Genomic DNA, 18003 nt, shown 5'->3' on the forward strand with positions numbered 1-18003 from the left:
CCGTCCCGATACCCCTTGTGGTTCTCCCGGGGCCCAGACTCATTCCCGGACCCGGAAACCGAGGCCCGAACCCTGACGGGGTTCGGGCCTTCGTCATGCCCAAGATCAAAGCGGCAGCCCGCGGCCTCGCACCGGGGACGAGAACACCAGCGAGGTCGTCGTCTCGCCGTAGCGCTGAGCTTGTTCCACAAACCGCTCCAGTTCCGCCGTCGTGCGGCAGTGCACCCGGAGCAGCCAGCACTCGTCACCAGTGACGTGATCGGCGTCGGTGATCTCCGGCAGCGGGAGGATCGCCTCGCGGAAGCGCGGGCCGTCCAGGCTGCGGACGCGCACCCGGATCATCGCCTGGATCGGCCGGCCCAGCTTCTCCGGATCGACGCGAGCGGCGTAGCCGGTGATCACCCCGCGCTGTTCCAGCCGGCGCACCCGTTCCGTCACGGCCGGGGCGGACAGCGAGACCCGGCGGCCGAGTTCCGAGAATGTCAGGCGGCCGTCGGACTGCAGCAGCTCCAGCAGGTGCCGGTCAACATCGTCCAGGTCCATCGCGGCACCCTCTCAAAAACTCCAAGCCAGCTGCCGTCCAGACCCGGAAAACCCTGGTGAAGACGGCGGAACACCTGGATCTTCCCCTGTCTCCCACCGGCACCGGAACGGGAGGATCATCAGCGTGAAACCTCGCATCCTCTCCCTCCCGCACGAAGCCTCCAACGCCGTCGAGTACTTCGGATGCGAACTCGCCTTCGAGGTCGACCCGGTCGACCTCGCCCAGGACCTCGCGGACGGACGCACCGACGGCTACGTCCTGGTCGAGACCCGCAGCCCCGGGGCTTACGCGGAAGCGCACCTGCCGGGCGCGATTTGCTTGCCGTATCGGGAAATCACCGAGGAAAGCACCCGCGACCTCGACCGGAACCTCGTCTACGTCTGCTACTGCGAGAGCATCTACTGCAACGCCGCCACCCAGGGCGCGTACCGGCTCGCAAAGCTCGGCTTCACGGTGAAACGGCTGTCCGGCGGCATCACGACCTGGCTCGCCCACGGCTATCCGACCGAGGCCGGGATGCCCGTACCCTGGACGGCGTGACTCGTCTGCTCATCATCCAGCCCGATGCCAGCGATCCCGTCGGCCCGCTCGGGGAGTGGCTCGCCGAGGCCGGCGCTGAACTCGACGTGCGGCTGCCGCCGGAGCAGGACCTGCCGGCGAGTCTCGACGGATACGACGGGGTGGTCTGTCTCGGCGGCGGCATGGGTGCGCTCGACGACGCCCAGCATCCCTGGCTCGTCGACGTCCGGAAGCTCCTCGCCGCCGCGGCTGGCAAAGCGGTGCCGACGCTCGCGATCTGTCTCGGCTCGCAGCTGCTGGCCGTCGCGACCGGCGGGCAGGTCGCGGAAGGCGAGGCGGGGCCTGAGGTGGGGCCGGGGCTGGTGTCCAAGAAGGACGCCGCGTGGATCGACCCGCTCTTCGCGGACACGCCCTTCCTCCCGGACGTCCTGCAGTTCCACCGGGACGTCATCACCGTCCTGCCGCCGAGCGCCGAGCTGCTCGCGTCCACGCCGAAGTACCCGCACCAGGCGTACCGGATGAACCGTTGTGTCTACGGTGTCCAGTTCCACATCGAGACCACCCCGGAGGTCGTCCTGGCCTGGGCCGAGGCGGAGCCGGAAATGGCGGAACTCACCCGTCCGGGCGCGCTGGAGCACGACACCCTGACCTCTGTGCACGCGGACATCGCCGAGACGTGGCGTCCGTTCGCGCGCCGATTCGTCCAGTTGGCCGCCGGTCAACTGCAGGCGGCTCCGGATAGTCAACGCCAGTTGCCGCTGGCTTAACGGCTGACGTCGGAATCACTTACGGCGAGTTAACGGTTCACCCAAACGGTCAGGTACCTTGCGAGAGGTATTTCCGTAGGGTTCGGAGGTCGGGGTGGACCCCTCGCTGCTCGTTGTCGTCGTGATCTGCACGGCGCTGGTTTTTGATTTCACCAACGGCTTCCACGACACGGCGAACGCGATGGCGACTTCGATCGCCACCGGAGCACTCCGGCCGCGTGTCGCCGTCGCGATCTCCGCGGTCTTGAATTTGGCCGGCGCGTTCCTGTCGGTCGAGGTCGCGAAAACGATTTCCAGCGGTCTCGTCGACGAGACGAGGATCGGGCCAGCCATCGTGTTCGGCGGGCTCATCGGGGCGATCGTCTGGAACCTCTTCACCTGGTACGTCGGCCTGCCGTCCAGTTCGTCGCACGCGCTGTTCGGCGGCCTGATCGGCGCGACCTGGGTATCCGCCGGCGCGGATTCCGTCCACTTCGGCAAGATCGTGGACAAGGTGCTCGTCCCGGCCGCCGCGTCGCCGGTGATCGCGGGAGTGGCGGCGGCCGCGGTCACCTACTTCGTGTACCGGTTCCTGGTGCGCAAGCGCGGCGGGCGCGGTTTCCGGGTCGGGCAGATCGTGTCCGCGTCCCTCGTCTCGCTCGCGCACGGCACCAACGACGCGCAGAAGACGATGGGCGTCATCACCCTGACGCTGGTCGCGGCCGGCAGTCTCCCCGCCGGGTCCGCGCCGCCGGTCTGGGTGATCGTCAGCGCCGCGTCCGCGCTGGCGCTCGGCACGTATCTCGGCGGCTGGCGGATCACCCACACGCTCGGCAAGGGGCTCACCGACATCGAAGGTCCGCAGGGTTTTTCCGCGCAGACCAGCAGCGCTGTCGTGATCCTGCTGTCCTCGCACCTCGGTTTCCCGCTGTCGACCACGCACGTGTGCTCGGGCGGCATCATCGGCTCCGGCGTCGGCCGCCGCGAGGCTCCGGTGCGCTGGCGGATGGCCGGGCGGATGGTGCTCGCGTGGCTGTTCACGCTGCCCGCGGCGGCGATCGTCGGTGCGGCGGCGGGGAAGATCGCGTCGCTCGGCGAGGCCGGGACCATCGCGGTCGGCGTCGCCGGGATTCTCTTTGCGGCCGGGATTTACCTCCTGTCCCGGCGCAAACCCGTCACCGCGCACAGCTTCCAGGTCCCCGAACCGTCCGCCGCCGATACCGAACCGGACCGCCTGGCTGCCTGAACCGCCCCGAGTCCGGCTACGGTGTGAGCGATGGCAGAGCGCGCGCGGACCACAGCTTCGGCGGCCAGGTACGGCTTCACTGACACCCGGGCCGACGGTCAACTGCGCGCGGCGGGCTGGTGGACTGAAGGCGGACCCGCCGACGGGGCCACGGACGTCCTTCTCGCGCTCTCCCGCGCCGCGGATCCTGACCTCGCGCTGGCCGGGCTCGACCGCATCCGCGAGGCCGACGAACCCGGCTGGCCCGAGCTGGACAGCACGCTCCGCGAGAACCGCACGTTCCGCGGCCGGCTCCTGGGCGTGCTCGGCACCTCCACCGCGCTGGCGGACTTCCTCGTCGCCAATCCGGGCGAGTGGCGCTGCCTCGCGGACAACCGCTGTACGGATCCGGCGAAGTTCGCGGACCGGTTGCTCGAGCGGGTGCGGCAGGACGACGGGACGTACGTCACCGGGACGGCCGCCGAGCATGAATTGCGTGCTGGCTACCGCGGGCTGTTGCTCGGCATCGCCGCCGCTGACCTCGGCCATCTCGTGGAGCCCGGCCTGGACCATCCGCAGTTCCGCGACGTGGCCAGCGAGCTGACCACGCTCGCCGAGGCTTCGCTGCAGACCGGGCTCATGGTCGCCGAGCAGGAGGTCGGTGCGTCCGCCGAAGGCGCGCTCGCGGTGATCGCGATGGGCAAGACCGGCGGTCGCGAGCTGAACTACGTGAGCGACGTCGACGTCATCTTCGTCGGGGCCGGCGACCTCGGCGTCGCGACCCGGCTGGCCAGCACGATGATGCGGCTGGTCGGCAACGCGTGCTTCGAGGTCGACGCGGCGTTGCGGCCGGAGGGCAAGAGCGGCGCGTTGGTGCGCACGCTCGAAGGGCACACCGCGTACTACCAGAAGTGGGCGAAGACCTGGGAGTTCCAGGCTTTGCTGAAGGCGCGTCCGGTGGCCGGCGACGCCGAGCTGGGCCGCCAGTACGCCGAGATGGTCGCGCCGATGGTGTGGTCGGCCGCGGACCGCGAGAACTTCGTGACCGAGGTACAGCAGATGCGCCGGCGGGTGGAGGACCACGTCGCGTCGGAGCATCTCGAACGCGAGCTGAAGCTGGGCCGCGGCGGGCTGCGGGACGTCGAGTTCGCCGTGCAGCTGCTGCAGCTCGTGCACGGCCGGGTGGATCCCGCGCTGCGCTCACCGTCCACTTTGGAGGCTTTGGCCGCGCTCGGCGACGGCGGGTACGTCGGCCGCGCGGACGCCGCGGAAATGGGTTCGTCGTACGAGTTCCTGCGTACCGTCGAGCACCGGCTGCAGCTGCGCCGGTTGCGGCGTACGCACCTGTTCCCCGCTGCGTCGGACACCGATGAGCTGCGGATTCTCGCTCGTGCCTGCGGGATTCGGCCGGTTCGCGGGCGTAGCCAGGGCGAGGCGCTTCTTGCCGAGTTCCGCCGTCACGCGCAGGGAATTCGGCGGCTGCACGAGAAGGTGTTCTACCGTCCGCTGCTGCAGTCGGTGGCGAATGTGCCGACGGAAGCGTTGCGGCTCACCACGAAACAGGCCGCCAGCCGGCTCGCCGCGCTCGGGTACGCCGCGCCGGAAGGGGCGCTGCAGCACATCAAGGCGCTGACCGCCGGGGTTTCGCGCCGCGCGGCCATTCAGCAGGCGCTGCTTCCGGTGTTGCTCGACTGCCTGGCCGATACGCCCGATCCGGACGGCGGTCTGCTCTCGTATCGCAAGGTGTCCGAGGCGCTTCAGGACACGCCCTGGTACCTGCGTGTACTGCGTGACGAGGGCACAGTCGTCGAGCGGCTCGCCTTCCTGCTCGGTACGTCGCACTTGGTGCCGGACCTGCTTGTGCGCGCGCCGGAAGTGCTGCAGCTGCTGGGAGATCCGGCCCGGCTGACCGGACGCACGCCTGCGGAAGTGGCGACGTCGCTGCGGGCTGCTGTGCGTCGTCAGCCTGGGCTGAGCGCTGCGGTCACCGCCGCACGGTCGTTGCGTCGGCATGAGCTGCTGCGTGTCGCGTGCGCGGATTTGTTGGGACTGCTGGACGTTCCGTCGGTCTGCGAAGCGCTGTCGAGCGTGTGGGTGGCGGTGTTGCAGGGAGCGTTGTCGGCGGCTTATCGGCAACGGCAGGCTGAGCTGGGGCGTACTCCGGCGACGATCGCGGTCATCGGCATGGGACGGCTTGGCGGGGCGGAACTGGGCTACGGCTCGGACGCTGACGTCCTCTTCATCTGCGAGCCCGCCGAAGGGGTTTCGGACGCCGAAGCGGTGCGGTTCGCCTCGTCGGTCGCGGAGACGGTGCGGAAGATTCTCGGCGCGCCGAGCGCGGACCCGGCGTTGATCGTCGACGCCGATCTCCGGCCGGAAGGGCGCAGCGGGCCGCTGGTGCGGACGTTGGAGTCGTACCGGGCGTACTACCAGCGCTGGGGCGAGGTGTGGGAATCGCAGGCGTTGCTGCGGGCCCGGTTCGCCGCCGGCGACGAGGAGCTTGGCCAGCGGTTCATCGAGATGATCGACCCGTTGCGCTATCCGGAAGGCGGGCTCGACCCGACGGACGCGCGCGAGATCCGGCGGATCAAGGCCCGGGTGGAGACTGAACGGCTTCCGCGCGGAGCCGACCCGACGCGGCATACGAAACTCGGCCGCGGCGGTCTCGCCGACGTCGAGTGGACTGTCCAGCTCCTGCAGTTGCAGCACGCGCACGAGGTGCCTGGCCTGCGGACGACGTCGACCCTCGACGCGCTGACGGCCTTGGCCGAGGCCGATCTCGCGCCAGCCGAGTCGGTGGACTCGTTGCGCGAGGCGTGGCTGCTGGCCACGCGCGTGCGCAACGCGACGATGCTGGTGCGTGGAAAGGCAGCGGACGAGGTGCCCGGCACCGGCCGCGACCTCGCCGCGGTGGCGCGCGTGTTCGGCTACTCGGTGGACGACGACCCGGGCGAGTTCCTCGACGCCTACCGACGTGTGACGCGGCACGCACATGCTGTGGTCGAGGAACTCTTCTACGACAACTAGCCTGAGCGTTGTGACCGACCGCGAACCGTTCCGCACCCGGATCAAGGTGCGCCACTACGAACTCGACACGCTGGGCCACCTGAACCACGCCGTGTACCACTCGTACGGCGAGGTTTCCCGGTTGGAAGTCTTCGAGGCGGCGGGCGGCGACGCCCTGCAGGAATCGCGCCTCGCACCGGTGCTGCTCGAATCGAACATCGTCTACCGGCGGGAATTGCGCGCCGGGGACGTGGTGGACGTGACCTGCGACGCGTCGTTCGGCGATGGCAAGGTGTTCTGGATGACCTCGCGCATCCTCAAGCTGGACGGGACGCTGTCGGCCGAGATCAAATGCACGCTGGGGCTGATGGATCTGGAAAAGCGCAAGCTGGTGCCGGACCCGCGGGGGCATTTCGAGCGGGCGGGGATCGACTTGAAGGTGCTGTCTACTTCGGAGTGATTTCGCGCTGGGCGGAAGGGTTATTTCCTCAGGCCTGGCCGTGGGTGCCGTTCGCCGAGACCTGTTCGCTCCAGGCGAGGAGGCCGTGCAGGCGCTGGCTCAGCTCGCGTCCGAGTGGGGTGAGCGAGTAGGAGACGCGCAGCGGCTTCTCCGTTTCGACCTGGCGGTCGAGCAGTCCGTCGCGCACCAGCGCCCGCAGTTTCTGGGTCAGCATTTTCTCGCTGATCTCGCCGATCCGGTCGCGAAGCTGGGCGAACCGCAGCGGTCCCGGCGCGAGCGCGACGAGGATCAGCAGGCCCCAGCGGCTGGTGGCTTCTTCGAAGAGCGGGCGGCCAGGGCAGTCCTTCGGGAACGTCTCGCTGAGCGGGGCGGGGCTGGTCGCGGCCACGAACCGAGCTTACCAAAATGTCAGTTCTGTTCAGGCCGTTTCCGCGTTCCTATTCTTGCCGCATGGCAGAAATATCCGTGGAAATCTGGTCCGATTTCTTGTGCCCGTGGTGCTATCTCGGCAAGCGGCGGTTCGAAGCCGCGCTGGCCGGATTCGAGCGAGCCGCGGACGTGCGCGTCCGGTGGCGCAGTTACGACCTGCATCCGGACGAGAAGAAGGTGCCGGACCTGACCATCCCGCGCCGGCTCGAACGGGATCTCGGGCTCACGCTCGCCGAAGCGGAGGCGGCGGTCGACCGGATCGGCGAATTGGCCGCGGAACTGGGATTGCGCTACCGGATGCGGGACGCGCTGCTGGTGAATTCGTTCGACGCGCATCGCCTCGCGCACTTCGCCGAGGATCGCGGACGCGGAAACGAACTGCGCGAGCGGCTGATGCGGGCTTACACCGGCGAAGGGGCGAACATCGCGGACCATGCGTCGCTGCTGCAGTTCGGCCTCGACGCCGGGCTGGGCGAACACGACGTGCGCGCATTGCTCGGCAGCGACGACTACTCCGCCGCGGTACGGGCAGATCACCAGGAAGGGCGGGCGCTCGGGGTCAGCGGCGTCCCGACTGTGGTGGTCAACCGGCGGATCGTGCTTTCCGGCGCGCAGCCTTCGCACGCTTACCTGGAAGCTCTCGCTTCGGTTTGACGTCCGGCGCGGCGGGTCAGTCCAGCCGCATTCCGTGCCACACCAGGTCCACTACCCCCTCGGTCTCGGTCTTCCAATCTCCGTCCTGGGTAAGGAAAAACAGCCCGCCGAGTCCGCGCATCAACGTTTCCGTGGTCAGGTTCGGCCGGATCGTGCCCGCGTCGGCGTTCGCCTTCCGCAAGGTGTCCAGCGCGTCGAGCATGCGCGCGTACGCCTGTGTCGGCAGTTCGCTCTGCGACGCGCGCAAGGCGTTGGCCAGCCCTCGTTTCGTCATCATGTAGTGCGCCAGGTGGTCCACGATCCAGACGCGCAACGCCTGATCGGGGGAATGTCTGGCGAGTAATTCGGGCACGATCTCGACGAGCTGGTCCACCTCTCGCTCGTAGACGGCCAGCACCAGCGACTCCGGCGTGGGGAAGTGCCGGTACACCGTGCCGACGCCGACGCCCGCTTCCTTGGCGACCGCGTTGAACGACACCTCTCCCGAGCGGCTCACGGTTTCCGCCGCCACCGCCAGTATCCGTTCGTGGTTGCGCCGGGTGTCCGCCCGCCGCGGGCTGACCGGCATCGCGCCTCCCGCGTTGCTTTCGCCTGCTTGGCTGGAGCCGCTCCAGCACCACCTGGAGTAGCTCCACTTCGTTGCGTAGCGGATTCTAATCCGCTAGCCTCGGTCAAAGCGAGCCAAGCGGATGAATATCCGGTTTACCCCGGCGGCTCGCGTTCCCGAAGGGCCGTCACCACCACCATCACGCCGCAGGACGTCCGCCGCGGACGGACTGCGGGAAAGCGAACCCTACTGTGGACATTTCCCTTGAAGTCAATGGAAGAACCGAGCAGCTCAGCGTCGAACCGGGAGTGACCCTCCTGGACGCGCTGCGCGAGCGGCTCGGCATCACCGGCCCGAAGAAGGGCTGCGACCGCGGTCAGTGCGGTGCCTGCACCGTGCACGTCGACGGCAAGCCGGTGCTGTCCTGCCTCACGCTCGCGGCCGCCGTGCGCGGTCCCGTCACCACCGTCGAAGGACTGTCCACTGAGGACGAACTGCACCCGGTGCAGCAGGCGTTCGTGGACCAGGACGCGCTGCAGTGCGGGTTCTGCACGTCCGGGCAGGTGATGTCGGCGGTCGCCGCGGTGCGCGACGACGTGTCCGACGTCCGCGAGTTCATGTCCGGCAATCTGTGCCGGTGTTCGGCGTACCCGAACATCGTGCGCGCCGTGGAGCAGGCGAGGCAGGCCGATGCGACCGTTTGAGCTGACCGCACCCGCCACCGTCGAGGACGCGCTGGGCAGCGCGGGAACCTACCTCGCCGGCGGCACCACTTTGGTCGACCTGATGAAGCTCGACGTCCTCACCCCGCAGCAGGTGCTGGACATCAACGACCTGCCGCTGCGGGGCATCGACACCGCCGACGGACTGCGGTTCGGCGCGCTGGAGCGGATGGGCGACATCGCCGCGCATCCCGGCGTGTACCCGGCTATCTCTCGCGCGCTGCTGCTCAGCGCGTCGCAGCAGCTGCGGAACATGGCCAGCATCGGCGGAAACCTGATGCAGCGCACGCGGTGCTCGTACTTCCGCGACGTCGCGATGCCGTGCAACCGGCGTTCCCCGGGCAGCGGCTGTTCGGCGATCTCCGGCGTGAACCGGATGCACGCGATCCTCGGCACCAGCGACTCCTGCGTGGCCACCCACGCCAGCGACGTCGCGGTCGCGCTGGTCGCGCTCGACGCGGAGGTCGTGCTGGCCAGCGCCGAGGGCACCCGCACGGTCGCGCTGACCGAGTTCTACCGCGAACCGGGCGACACCCCGGAAATCGAGCACGACCTGCGTCCGGGCGAGCTGATCACCGAGGTGCGCGTGCCGCGGCTCGACTGGGCGGAGAACTCGACGTACGTCAAGATCCGCGACCGGCAGTCGTACGAGTTCGCGCTGTGCTCGGCGGCGGTCGCGCTCGACGTGCGCGACGGGAAGATCGCCGACGCCCGCGTGGCAGCGGGCGGGGTCGCGACCGTGCCGTGGCGGCTGCCTGCCGTGGAAGAGGCGCTGCGCGGCGCGGAGCTGACCGAGGAAGCCTTCGCTGCCGCCGCCGAGGTGGCGGTTGCCGGGGCGAAGCCGTTGTCCGGCAACGTATTCAAGCCTTCGCTGCTGAAGCGGACGATCGTCCGCGCACTGCTCGAACTGACCGAAGGGAGCCGGGCATGAGTGCGCGGCTGGACGGTCCGCGGAAAGTCACCGGCCAGGCCGATTACGCGCTGGACCGCACGTTCCCCGGCATGCTGTACGGGTACATCGTGCTCAGCACGATCGCCCACGGCGAGATCACCGCGATGGACGTGACCGCGGCGAAGAGCGCGCCCGGGGTGGTCAGCGTTTACAGCCCGTTCGACCCGCTGGAGCTGCACCCGTACAAATCGCAGCTGATGGGGGACGTCTGGCTGCCGCTGCAGGACCGGAACGTGGAGTTCTACGGGCAGCCGATCGGGCTGGTCGTCGCGGAGACGTTCGAGCAGGCGCGGGACGCGGCCGGGCTGATCGAGATCTCCTACCAGGAGAAGCCCGCGCAGACGTCGATGGAGGACGGCCTCGCGACCGCGGAGGACGCGCCGGAGAGCCGCGGCAGCGCGCCGTCGATCGAGGTGCTCGCCGACGGCGTCGAGTCCATCGCGGACGCACTGGCGCAGAGCCCGGTCGTCGTTTCGGAGACCTACCGCACCGCGACGCAGAACCACGCCGCGATGGAGCCGCATTCGGCGGTCGCGAAGTGGGACGGCGGCGAGCTCGCCTTCTACAGCGGAAACCAGGCCAGTTACCTGCAGGCTATGGAAATGGCCGGGGTGCTGGGCATCGAGCCGTCGGCCGTGCACGCGGTGAACCCGTACGTGGGCGGTGCGTTCGGCGGCAAGGCAGGCACCTCGGCTCCGGGGATGCTGGCCGCGGCCGCCGCCAAAGTGCTCGACCGTCCGGTGAAATGCGCGCTCACCCGCGAGCAGGTGTTCACGGCAACGGCGAACCGGCCGGCCACGGTGCAGAAGATCGCACTGGGCGCGGACCGCGACGGCACGCTGATCGCGGTGCAGCACGATTCCTGGTCGGCGACGTCGATCAGCCGGTCCTTTGTGGAACCGACCTCGCACGGCACCTCGCGCGAGTGGTACGCGACGCAGAACCTGTCGATCAGCCAGAAGATGGTGCCGCTGCACGTCCCGCCGGGCACGTTCATGCGCGCGCCGGGGGAGGCGTCGGGTTCGTTCGCGCTCGAAAGCGCCATCGACGAACTCGCGATCGCGCTCGAGATGGACCCGATCGAACTGCGGAAGCGCAACAGTTCGCTCGCTCCTCCCGGCGTCGATCTGCAGTGGTCGAGCAAACACCTCGACGAATGCTACGAGGTCGGGGCGCAGCGGTTCGGCTGGGCGAACCGGTCGCCGCGCGGGCACGTCGACGGGGACTGGCTCGTCGGCATGGGCACGGCGACCGCGATGTTCCCGGGGCTGCGTTTCCCGGCGACGGTCGAGATCGTGCTCAACGCCGACGGGACCGCGGACGTGTCCACCGGCGGGGCCGACCCGGGCACCGGGCTGCTCACCGTGCTGGCCACGATCGGGGCCGAATCCCTCGACATCGACCCGGAACGCGTCACCCCGCACCTCGGCGACTCCCGGTTCGCGCCGGGCGGGATGTCCGGCGGTTCGACCGCCACGGCGAGCACCGGCACCGCGATCATGCTCGCGGCCACCGAACTGCTCGACGAACTGGTGGCGCTCGCCGCCGAACCGGGTGCGCCGTTCGAGGGCGAGGTGGTCACGTACGCCGAGGGGTTGCTGCACGGCAACCGCGGCACCATGCCCTTCGGTGAACTGCTGCGCGCGATCGGCCGGGAATCCTTGTCCGCCAAGGGTTCCTCCGCTCCGGGCGAGGAGATGACGAAGCATTCGTTCAGCTCGTTCGGCGCGCAGTTCTGCGAGGTCCGGGTGCACCGGCTGACCCGCGAGGTCCGGGTGTCGAGGATGCTGGGCGTCTTCGACGGCGGCCGGATCATCAACCCGATGCAGGCCAGGAGCCAGCTGTCGGGCGGCATGATCTGGGGCGTGTCCGCGGCCCTGCACGAGGGACTGGAAGTGGAGCCGAGCGGACGCCCCGCGAACGCGGACTTCGCGAGCTACCTGCTGCCGGTCAACGCCGACATCCCGGAAATCGACGTGCAGTTCGTCGAATACCCGGACACGCTGCACAACGCGGTCGGTGCCCGAGGCGTCGGCGAAATCGGCGCGGTGGGCATGGCGGCCGCGGTGGCGAACGCGGTGTGCAACGCGACTGGGGTGCGGGTGCGGAGCATTCCGATCATGATCGAGGATTTGCTGGTGGATTGATCCGGGTGGGGGCGTCCGGGTTCGGACGCCCCCTGCTCCGGGGTGGCGATGAGGGGCTTTCGCGAGGGCGCTTGACGGGCTTCGGGCGGTGCGTCCGGAGCGGTGCCGGGCGGTGTGCGGAATTGCCGAAGCGCCGTCGGCCGGGAGCTGACGGCGGCGACGGGATAGTGCGCCGGAGTGCACTGGGGCTGCCGACTGGCGATGGTGGGTAGCTCTCTGGACCGCCGATGGGCTGCAGCGGGGTAGCGCGGCGGGTCTGCTGCAGCTGGCCCGGAGCGAGCTAATGGCGGGCAGAAGCGGTGTGGGCTGCCGACTGAGCGGCAGCTCGGTTGTGCGCCGAAGTGTGCGCGGTGAACCGTTTGCGGCAGGGCGAGCAGCACGCCCCAGAACACGCCCACGGCTGGCCCGAAGTGCGGTAGCCGGGCCACCCAGACCGGAATATGCACGCAGTGAACGCGGGGCCGAAGGCGGATAACGCAGGCCCGGAAGTGATCGCGGAGCACCGGCCGACAAGCACCGAAGCCACCACCGCGTAGGACCGCGAATCGGCGAGTTACCCGGCGTCCCGGACCCGGCCAGAACCGCCCGGACACCGTTTCGGCACGGCGCATCACCCCTGCGGCGGAACTGCACCACCACCCCATTCACCCCTTTGCCCGCAACCGGAAAATTGTTCAGCACCATGCCGCTGCGGTCTGCCCCCGGCCGCGCGGATGCGTCCTCCGCAGGTCAGCCGCCAGATTCTGGCGGCCTTTTTCCCCTCCCCGGAAAATCGCTCGTGCTCTCGCTCGCGGGCGGTATGGTTTCGTGGGCACTTGTTCGGGGAGGCTGGGGATGGACACAGCACCGGCCGGGAGTGCGGACCTGCCTCGAAGAGGCGGGATCGGCTCGTATCGCGGATCCGAACCGGGCGTTCCGCTGATTGGCCGGGACGCCGAATTCGCTGTGCTAGCAGGGGCGATCGCCGCCGCGGGCAGGGGGCGCGGGGGCGTGGTACTGGTGCGCGGGCAGCCGGGGATCGGCAAGTCGCGGCTGGCCGGCGAGGCGATCGGGGCGGCGCGCGGCAAGGGATTCGCCATTGTCGAGGGGCGGGCGGACCCGTTGTTGTCGGGGCTTTCGTACGCGCCGATCGTCCAGGCTTTCCGCGGCCATCTGAGTGAATCCGCCGGATTTTCTTTCGCGCCCGGTAATCTCGGCGCGTTGTTCCCCGATCTGAGCCCGGTATCGCCGGAAGCCGGAGACCCGGGGCTGCAGCGCACCCGGATGTGCGAAGCGGTGCTCGCGGCGACGCGGCAGCTCACCGCTCGCGGTCCGGTGCTGCTCGTGGTCGACGACCTCCATTGCGCTGATCGGGGGACTATCGAACTGCTGCACTACCTCGGGCGTAACGCGGAGGAAATGCCGCTGCTCGTGATCGGGTGTTTCCGTTCGAGCGTGGACAACGAAGCGCTCGACGCGATGGCGGAGGCGACCCGGCGACATCCGGCGGGAAGGCTGCTCGAACTCGCGCCGCTCAGCGACCAGGCGGTGCGGGATCTGGTGCAGCACGTCCTGGGCACGCCGCCGCCGCTCGCGTTGCTGCGGGCGGTCACGTCCCGGGCGTCCGGGGTCGCCTTGTTCGTCGTCGCACTGACCCGGCATCTCGTCGCCAGCCGGATGTGCGGGCCGTTGCCCGAGGTGATCCGGGACGTCGTGCGGGAGCAGATCGGGCGGCTCGGGGAGGCGGACCGGAGGCTGCTGGAGGTGGTCGCGGTCGCGGGCACGCATGGTCGTCCGGAGGTGCTGGCCGACGTGTCCGGGATGGCCCCGCCCGCCCTGCACGCGGCGTTGCGCCGGCTGGTCGCCCGTCGGCTGGTCACGGAGAATCAGTCGGAGGTCGAGCCGCATTATCAAGTGGCGCATCCTCTTTACGCCGAAGCGGTCTATCACGAACTGCTGCTCGCTGAGCGAAGGGCGTTGCACGCGGCGATCGGGGCGGCGCTGCACCGCGCCGACCGCACCGTCGCGGCCGCGCCGCACTACGCGGCTGGTGGTGACAGCGTTCCGGTGGACCGGGCGATCGAGGCGTTCAGCGCGGCGGGGGCCCGCGCTTTGACGGTCGGGGATTTGGACGAAGCTGCCGAGTATCTCGCCGCTGCGCTGCGGCGGGCGCGGGATGCCCGCCCGGACGTGGTGCCCGCGTTGCTTGTTGATCTGGCGCGGTTGCAGCAGGGGCGAGGGCGGTTGGACGAGGCCGCCGAACTGCTGCAGGACGCGGTCGCGCTCAGCGAGCGGCGCGGGCAGGACACTGAGGGCCGCCGGGCGTGGCGGCATCTGCAGGCGCTGCTCGAAGTCGAGCGCGGGAACCTCCCGGCGGCGGTCGGGCTGGCCAGGGCGAGCGGGCGCCGTCCGGCCACGGATCCGCCGACGCGGTTGCTGATCCATTGGATCATCGCGTTGCGGCACGGCGATTTTCCGGAACTGGCGGTGATCTCGCAGGAACTCGTCGCGCTTCCGTCCACAAGCGACACTCCGGGAGCGCATTCGGTAGCGCATCTCGGGGCCGGTGCGCTGGCGGCGTTGTCGGGCGACGTCGAAACGGCGGTCGTGGAGTTGCGCAGCGCGCTGGAGCTCGCGTTGCGCTGCGGCGACGAAGGCCCGCGTCTCGCGTTCGCTCCGCGGATGATGCTCAACGGGTTGTCCACGCTGCGCGGCGACCTGGTCACGGCGATCCGGGTCGCGGACGTCAGCACCACCCCGGCGGTCCGGCAGTGGCTTCCGTCCGCCACGTGCTACCTGCAAACCATGCTCGCCACCACGCGCTACTTCGCCGGCGACCTGCGCACTGCACTGTCTGAAATGGACAGTGCGGTGGCCGAGGCGCGGCGGGTCGGGCAGGACCGGCTGGTGGGGCGGACTCTGGCTGGACGGGCGTTTGTCCGCGCCGAACGCGGGCACCTCGACGAGGCGGCGGCGGACCTCGCCGACGCGCGTCGCCATTACGATCCTTCGCAGATCGACCTGCTGGACGCGTTCGACCTGGCCGCGACGGCATTAGCGGTGCGACGCGGAGTTCCGGCACAGGCTCCGGCGCTCACCGACACGCTGCCCTTCGGCGACACCCAGCTCAACTGCCTTCGGATTTCCTTCGCCGGGTACGCCGCGGTGCAGCGGGGAGATCTCGCCGAAGCCGACCGGACAGCCGACTTGCTTCGTGCGGCGGGCAACAACGCTCGGGTGCTGCACGCGCTCGCCGAGCGGCAACGGGGATTTGCCGACGCCGCCAGGGGAAACAGGGCGGAAGCGGTGGACCGGCTGCGTGGTTCGGCGACCGTGCTTCGCGGTTTCGGGATGAATCTGCTCGCCGCGCAGGCGGAACTGGAGCTGGCGGAACTGCTGGAACCGGCGGAAGCGGAGGTGGTGACGTCCTCGGCGACGGCGGCGTTCACCGCGGCGGGGAGCGCTCCGTGGCCGGAGAGGATCGTGAAGCAGGGGCATTCGGTTCCGGCGCAGCGGTCCGGGCCGCTCACCCGGCGGGAATCGGAGATCGCCGTGCTGGTCGGGAAGGGGCTGTCGAACGCGGACATCGCCGCGGCGCTGGTCCTCAGCGAGCGGACGGTGGAGACGCATCTGCGCAACGTCTACCGCAAGCTCGGCCTCAAATCCCGGGTGCGGCTGGCGCAGTGGGTGCGCGACCGGCGCGGCGGCGCGGGTGCTCGCTGATCGGCTGCACGGACAAAAGGAATATGCCGGATCGGACTGCCGTCGCGGGAGGCCGATGCGGTGACGTCGTGGTGACGGATCCCGAACACACTGCCCTGGTGGTCCAGTGATCGGGGAGGGTCCGCGATGGAGCAGCACTGGCCGAACCCGGGCCCGCGAGACGCGGAAATCCGCCTGAACCGGACATCCGGAATTTTCTGGAGCAGTGCTTCAGCCAGGACTTGAGCCAGGTGCGGCCTGGCTGGGAACGAAGGCGAACGCGGTGCTCGGCGGCGGACCGGTAACCGTGTCCGTGAGCGAAGTTACGTGGTAGCACGGATGGCGCGGCGGCGGGCCGGTCACGATCATCGGAGTTCGAGGATCGAGGGGGTGTCGGTTCGAATGGTCGGTTCGCGGGTTAAGGCGACAATGGATTACGAATCGGGAGAGGGGACTGGATCGACGTCGGTGCTTGTCGTGCAGACGCTGCCGGCCTTCGCGGTGGACGGTGCGGTTGACGCGCGGCCGCTTTCCCGTGCGGCTCAACGGCTGGTGACTTACCTCGCGCTTCGCGACCGGCCGGTACGGCGGGCCGAGGTCGCGCACGTGCTGTGGGCGGACTCGTCGGAGGAACACGGTGCGGCGAGCCTCCGCACCACGTTGTGGCGGATCGGCCGGGTGCACCGGGATCTGGTTCAGGCGACGTCCGAGCGGCTGTCGCTCGCCGACACGGCGGCCGTCGACGTCCAAGCAGCGTCGAGCCTGGCGCGTTCGCTCGCCTCCGCCAGCGGGGAGCTTCCCGGCGACAGCGAACCGGTGATCGGTTTGCTGTCGACCGATCTGCTGCCGGACTGGTACGACGACTGGCTCTTCGTTTTCCGCGAGCGGTGGCGGCAGCTTCGGCTGCACGCGCTGGAACGCCTGGCCGGACGGCTCGGCGAAGCGGGCCGGTTTTCGGAGGCGATCGACGCCGCGCTCACCGCGGTCGACGCCGAACCGCTGCGGGAAAGCGCACATCGCTGCCTGATCCGCGTGCACCTTCTCGAAGGCAATCGCGGCGAAGCGGTGCGGGCTTACCGCGCGCTCGCGGAGCTGCTGCACGACGAACTCGGCGTGCGGCCCAGTCCGAGAGTGCAGGCCCTGCTCGCCTGATCCGGGTGACGGTGCGGTGACGGGGAACCGTTGTACTGCACCGTATGGCAGGTGCGGACCCGGAGCGAATCGCGCTGCACGTCCTTCGGGCGTGGTGCGACTCCGACGGACAGCTGCGGGTCCGCATCACGACCACCGCGGACGTGCGCCTCGACGCGACGACGTCGGAGGTTCTCACGACCCGCGAAGAGGTTCTCGCATCAGTAGACCGCTGGCTGCGCCGGATCGGCGCGGAGGACGGCGACGTGACGTCGCGGTGACGGAACCAGAGTACGGCCACGGCCAGAGGGACCTCGGCTCAGCCGGGCAGCTGGGCACCGTCCGGGAAGTCGGTGGACCGGCTCAGCTCGGCCCATTCCTCGATCTCCTTGTCGACCGCGGCGCGCCCGTTCGCGATGAGACGCAGCGCGTCGGAGCCGAGGACCAGATGCGCGGGCGGGTTCGGCACGTCCAGGACGTGCAGCACGGCTTCCGCGGCCTTCCTCGGGTCGCCGAGCTGTTTCCCGCTGGCGGCGAGACGGTGATCGCGGACCGGGTTCATCACCTGGTCGTAGTCCGGCACGGAACGTTCGGTGCGGACCATCGACCGGCCCGCCCAGTCGGTGCGGAAGGAACCCGGCGCGATCGCGGTGACGTGCACGCCGAGCGGGGCGACCTCTTTGCCGACCGTTTCGAGAATGCCTTCGACGGCGTACTTGCTGCCTTGATAGAAGGACGTGCCCGGCACGGTGATCAGCCCGGCCATCGAGGTGACGCCGAGGATGTGCCCGCGCCGCCGCTGCCGCATATACGGCAGCACCGCTTTCACCGTCGCGACGACGCCGAACACGTTCACCTCGAACTGCGCGCGCAGTTCGGCCATCGTCGACTCCTCGAAGACGCCCTCGTGGCCGTATCCGGCGTTGGCGATGGCGACGTCGATCGGGCCCACCTCGGCCTCGATCTCGGCGACGGTCTGGAACACCGCGTCGTTGTCGGTGACATCGAGGATCCGCGCGAGGGATTTGCCTGGCTGGAGCTGCTCGAACGCCTCGGCGTCGGCCGGTTTGCGGACGGTGCCGACGACGGTGTGGCCGGCTTGGAGCGCGGCCTCGGCGAAAGCGCGGCCGAGGCCGGAGCTGGCGCCGGTGATCAGGAAGAGCTTGGTCATGAGACGGACTCTACACGGCGTTGAGAAAAATCAACACTGCGTCAAAAATAGTCGGCGTGATAGAAAGCA

Annotated in this window: 16 protein-coding genes; 12 read left to right on the plus strand and 4 right to left on the minus strand. The window is 69.5% G+C overall.

Going from position 1 to position 18003, the window contains the following annotated elements; all coding sequences use genetic code 11:
- Positions 1–105 precede the first annotated feature (105 nt).
- A complete protein-coding gene (locus ACWGIC_RS36880; protein ID WP_452080570.1) occupies positions 106–543 on the minus strand; it encodes an Lrp/AsnC family transcriptional regulator in 438 nt (145 codons plus the stop codon).
- 124 nt (positions 544–667) lie between these two features.
- Here ACWGIC_RS36880 and ACWGIC_RS36885 point away from each other — a divergent pair, with 124 nt between their 5' ends.
- The 5 genes from ACWGIC_RS36885 to ACWGIC_RS36905 all read left to right on the plus strand — a co-directional run bounded on the left by ACWGIC_RS36885 (position 668) and on the right by ACWGIC_RS36905 (position 6500).
- Complete coding sequence (locus tag ACWGIC_RS36885; protein ID WP_452080571.1) at positions 668–1084, plus strand: rhodanese-like domain-containing protein; 417 nt, start codon at positions 668–670, stop codon at positions 1082–1084.
- Positions 1081–1830, plus strand: coding sequence for a type 1 glutamine amidotransferase (locus tag ACWGIC_RS36890; protein ID WP_452080572.1), 750 nt, complete (start codon positions 1081–1083; stop codon positions 1828–1830). The genes ACWGIC_RS36885 and ACWGIC_RS36890 overlap by 4 nt, the downstream gene beginning before the upstream one ends.
- Before the next feature lie 94 nt (positions 1831–1924).
- On the plus strand, positions 1925–3055 hold the full coding sequence (locus ACWGIC_RS36895) for an inorganic phosphate transporter (protein ID WP_409466627.1): 1131 nt from the start codon (positions 1925–1927) through the stop codon (positions 3053–3055).
- Between the two features lie 30 nt (positions 3056–3085).
- A complete protein-coding gene (locus ACWGIC_RS36900; protein WP_452080573.1) occupies positions 3086–6061 on the plus strand; it encodes a bifunctional [glutamine synthetase] adenylyltransferase/[glutamine synthetase]-adenylyl-L-tyrosine phosphorylase in 2976 nt (991 codons plus the stop codon).
- Positions 6062–6071: 10 nt separating this feature from the next.
- Positions 6072–6500 (plus strand): acyl-CoA thioesterase, encoded by a 429-nt coding sequence (locus ACWGIC_RS36905; RefSeq protein WP_452080574.1) that lies wholly within the window; start codon positions 6072–6074, stop codon positions 6498–6500.
- 28 nt (positions 6501–6528) lie between these two features.
- Here the strand turns inward: ACWGIC_RS36905 and ACWGIC_RS36910 are convergent, their stop codons facing one another.
- Entirely contained in the window at positions 6529–6888 is a 360-nt protein-coding gene (locus ACWGIC_RS36910) for a winged helix-turn-helix transcriptional regulator (RefSeq protein ID WP_452080575.1), read from the minus strand.
- Between the two features lie 62 nt (positions 6889–6950).
- Between ACWGIC_RS36910 and ACWGIC_RS36915 the strand changes: the two genes are divergently transcribed.
- Positions 6951–7583 carry a DsbA family oxidoreductase gene (locus ACWGIC_RS36915; protein WP_452080576.1) on the plus strand — a complete coding sequence of 211 codons (633 nt, stop codon included), beginning with the start codon at positions 6951–6953 and terminating at the stop codon, positions 7581–7583.
- A gap of 16 nt (positions 7584–7599) precedes the next feature.
- Here ACWGIC_RS36915 and ACWGIC_RS36920 read toward each other — a convergent pair whose 3' ends face one another.
- On the minus strand, positions 7600–8151 hold the full coding sequence (locus ACWGIC_RS36920) for a TetR/AcrR family transcriptional regulator (RefSeq protein ID WP_452080577.1): 552 nt from the start codon (positions 8149–8151) through the stop codon (positions 7600–7602).
- A 230-nt stretch (positions 8152–8381) separates the two neighbouring features.
- Between ACWGIC_RS36920 and ACWGIC_RS36925 the strand changes: the two genes are divergently transcribed.
- The 6 genes from ACWGIC_RS36925 (at position 8382) to ACWGIC_RS36950 (ending at position 17044) form a co-directional block, all read left to right on the plus strand.
- On the plus strand, positions 8382–8834 hold the full coding sequence (locus ACWGIC_RS36925; protein ID WP_452080578.1) for a (2Fe-2S)-binding protein: 453 nt from the start codon (positions 8382–8384) through the stop codon (positions 8832–8834).
- Positions 8821–9783: an FAD binding domain-containing protein gene (locus ACWGIC_RS36930; protein WP_452080579.1), complete on the plus strand. Its 963-nt coding sequence runs from the start codon at positions 8821–8823 to the stop codon at positions 9781–9783. Before ACWGIC_RS36925 ends, ACWGIC_RS36930 begins: the two co-directional genes overlap by 14 nt.
- A complete protein-coding gene (locus ACWGIC_RS36935; protein WP_452080580.1) occupies positions 9780–11951 on the plus strand; it encodes a xanthine dehydrogenase family protein molybdopterin-binding subunit in 2172 nt (723 codons plus the stop codon). The genes ACWGIC_RS36930 and ACWGIC_RS36935 overlap by 4 nt, the downstream gene beginning before the upstream one ends.
- Positions 11952–12785: 834 nt before the next feature.
- Positions 12786–15653: a helix-turn-helix transcriptional regulator gene (locus ACWGIC_RS36940; protein ID WP_452080581.1), complete on the plus strand. Its 2868-nt coding sequence runs from the start codon at positions 12786–12788 to the stop codon at positions 15651–15653.
- Between the two features lie 408 nt (positions 15654–16061).
- Positions 16062–16784: an AfsR/SARP family transcriptional regulator gene (locus tag ACWGIC_RS36945; RefSeq protein WP_452080582.1), complete on the plus strand. Its 723-nt coding sequence runs from the start codon at positions 16062–16064 to the stop codon at positions 16782–16784.
- A gap of 44 nt (positions 16785–16828) precedes the next feature.
- Positions 16829–17044, plus strand: coding sequence for a hypothetical protein (locus tag ACWGIC_RS36950; protein WP_452080583.1), 216 nt, complete (start codon positions 16829–16831; stop codon positions 17042–17044).
- 38 nt (positions 17045–17082) lie between these two features.
- Here ACWGIC_RS36950 and ACWGIC_RS36955 read toward each other — a convergent pair whose 3' ends face one another.
- Entirely contained in the window at positions 17083–17934 is an 852-nt protein-coding gene (locus tag ACWGIC_RS36955; protein ID WP_452080584.1) for an oxidoreductase, read from the minus strand.
- Positions 17935–18003 lie beyond the last annotated feature (69 nt).

This window comes from Amycolatopsis sp. NPDC054798, assembly GCF_053611505.1.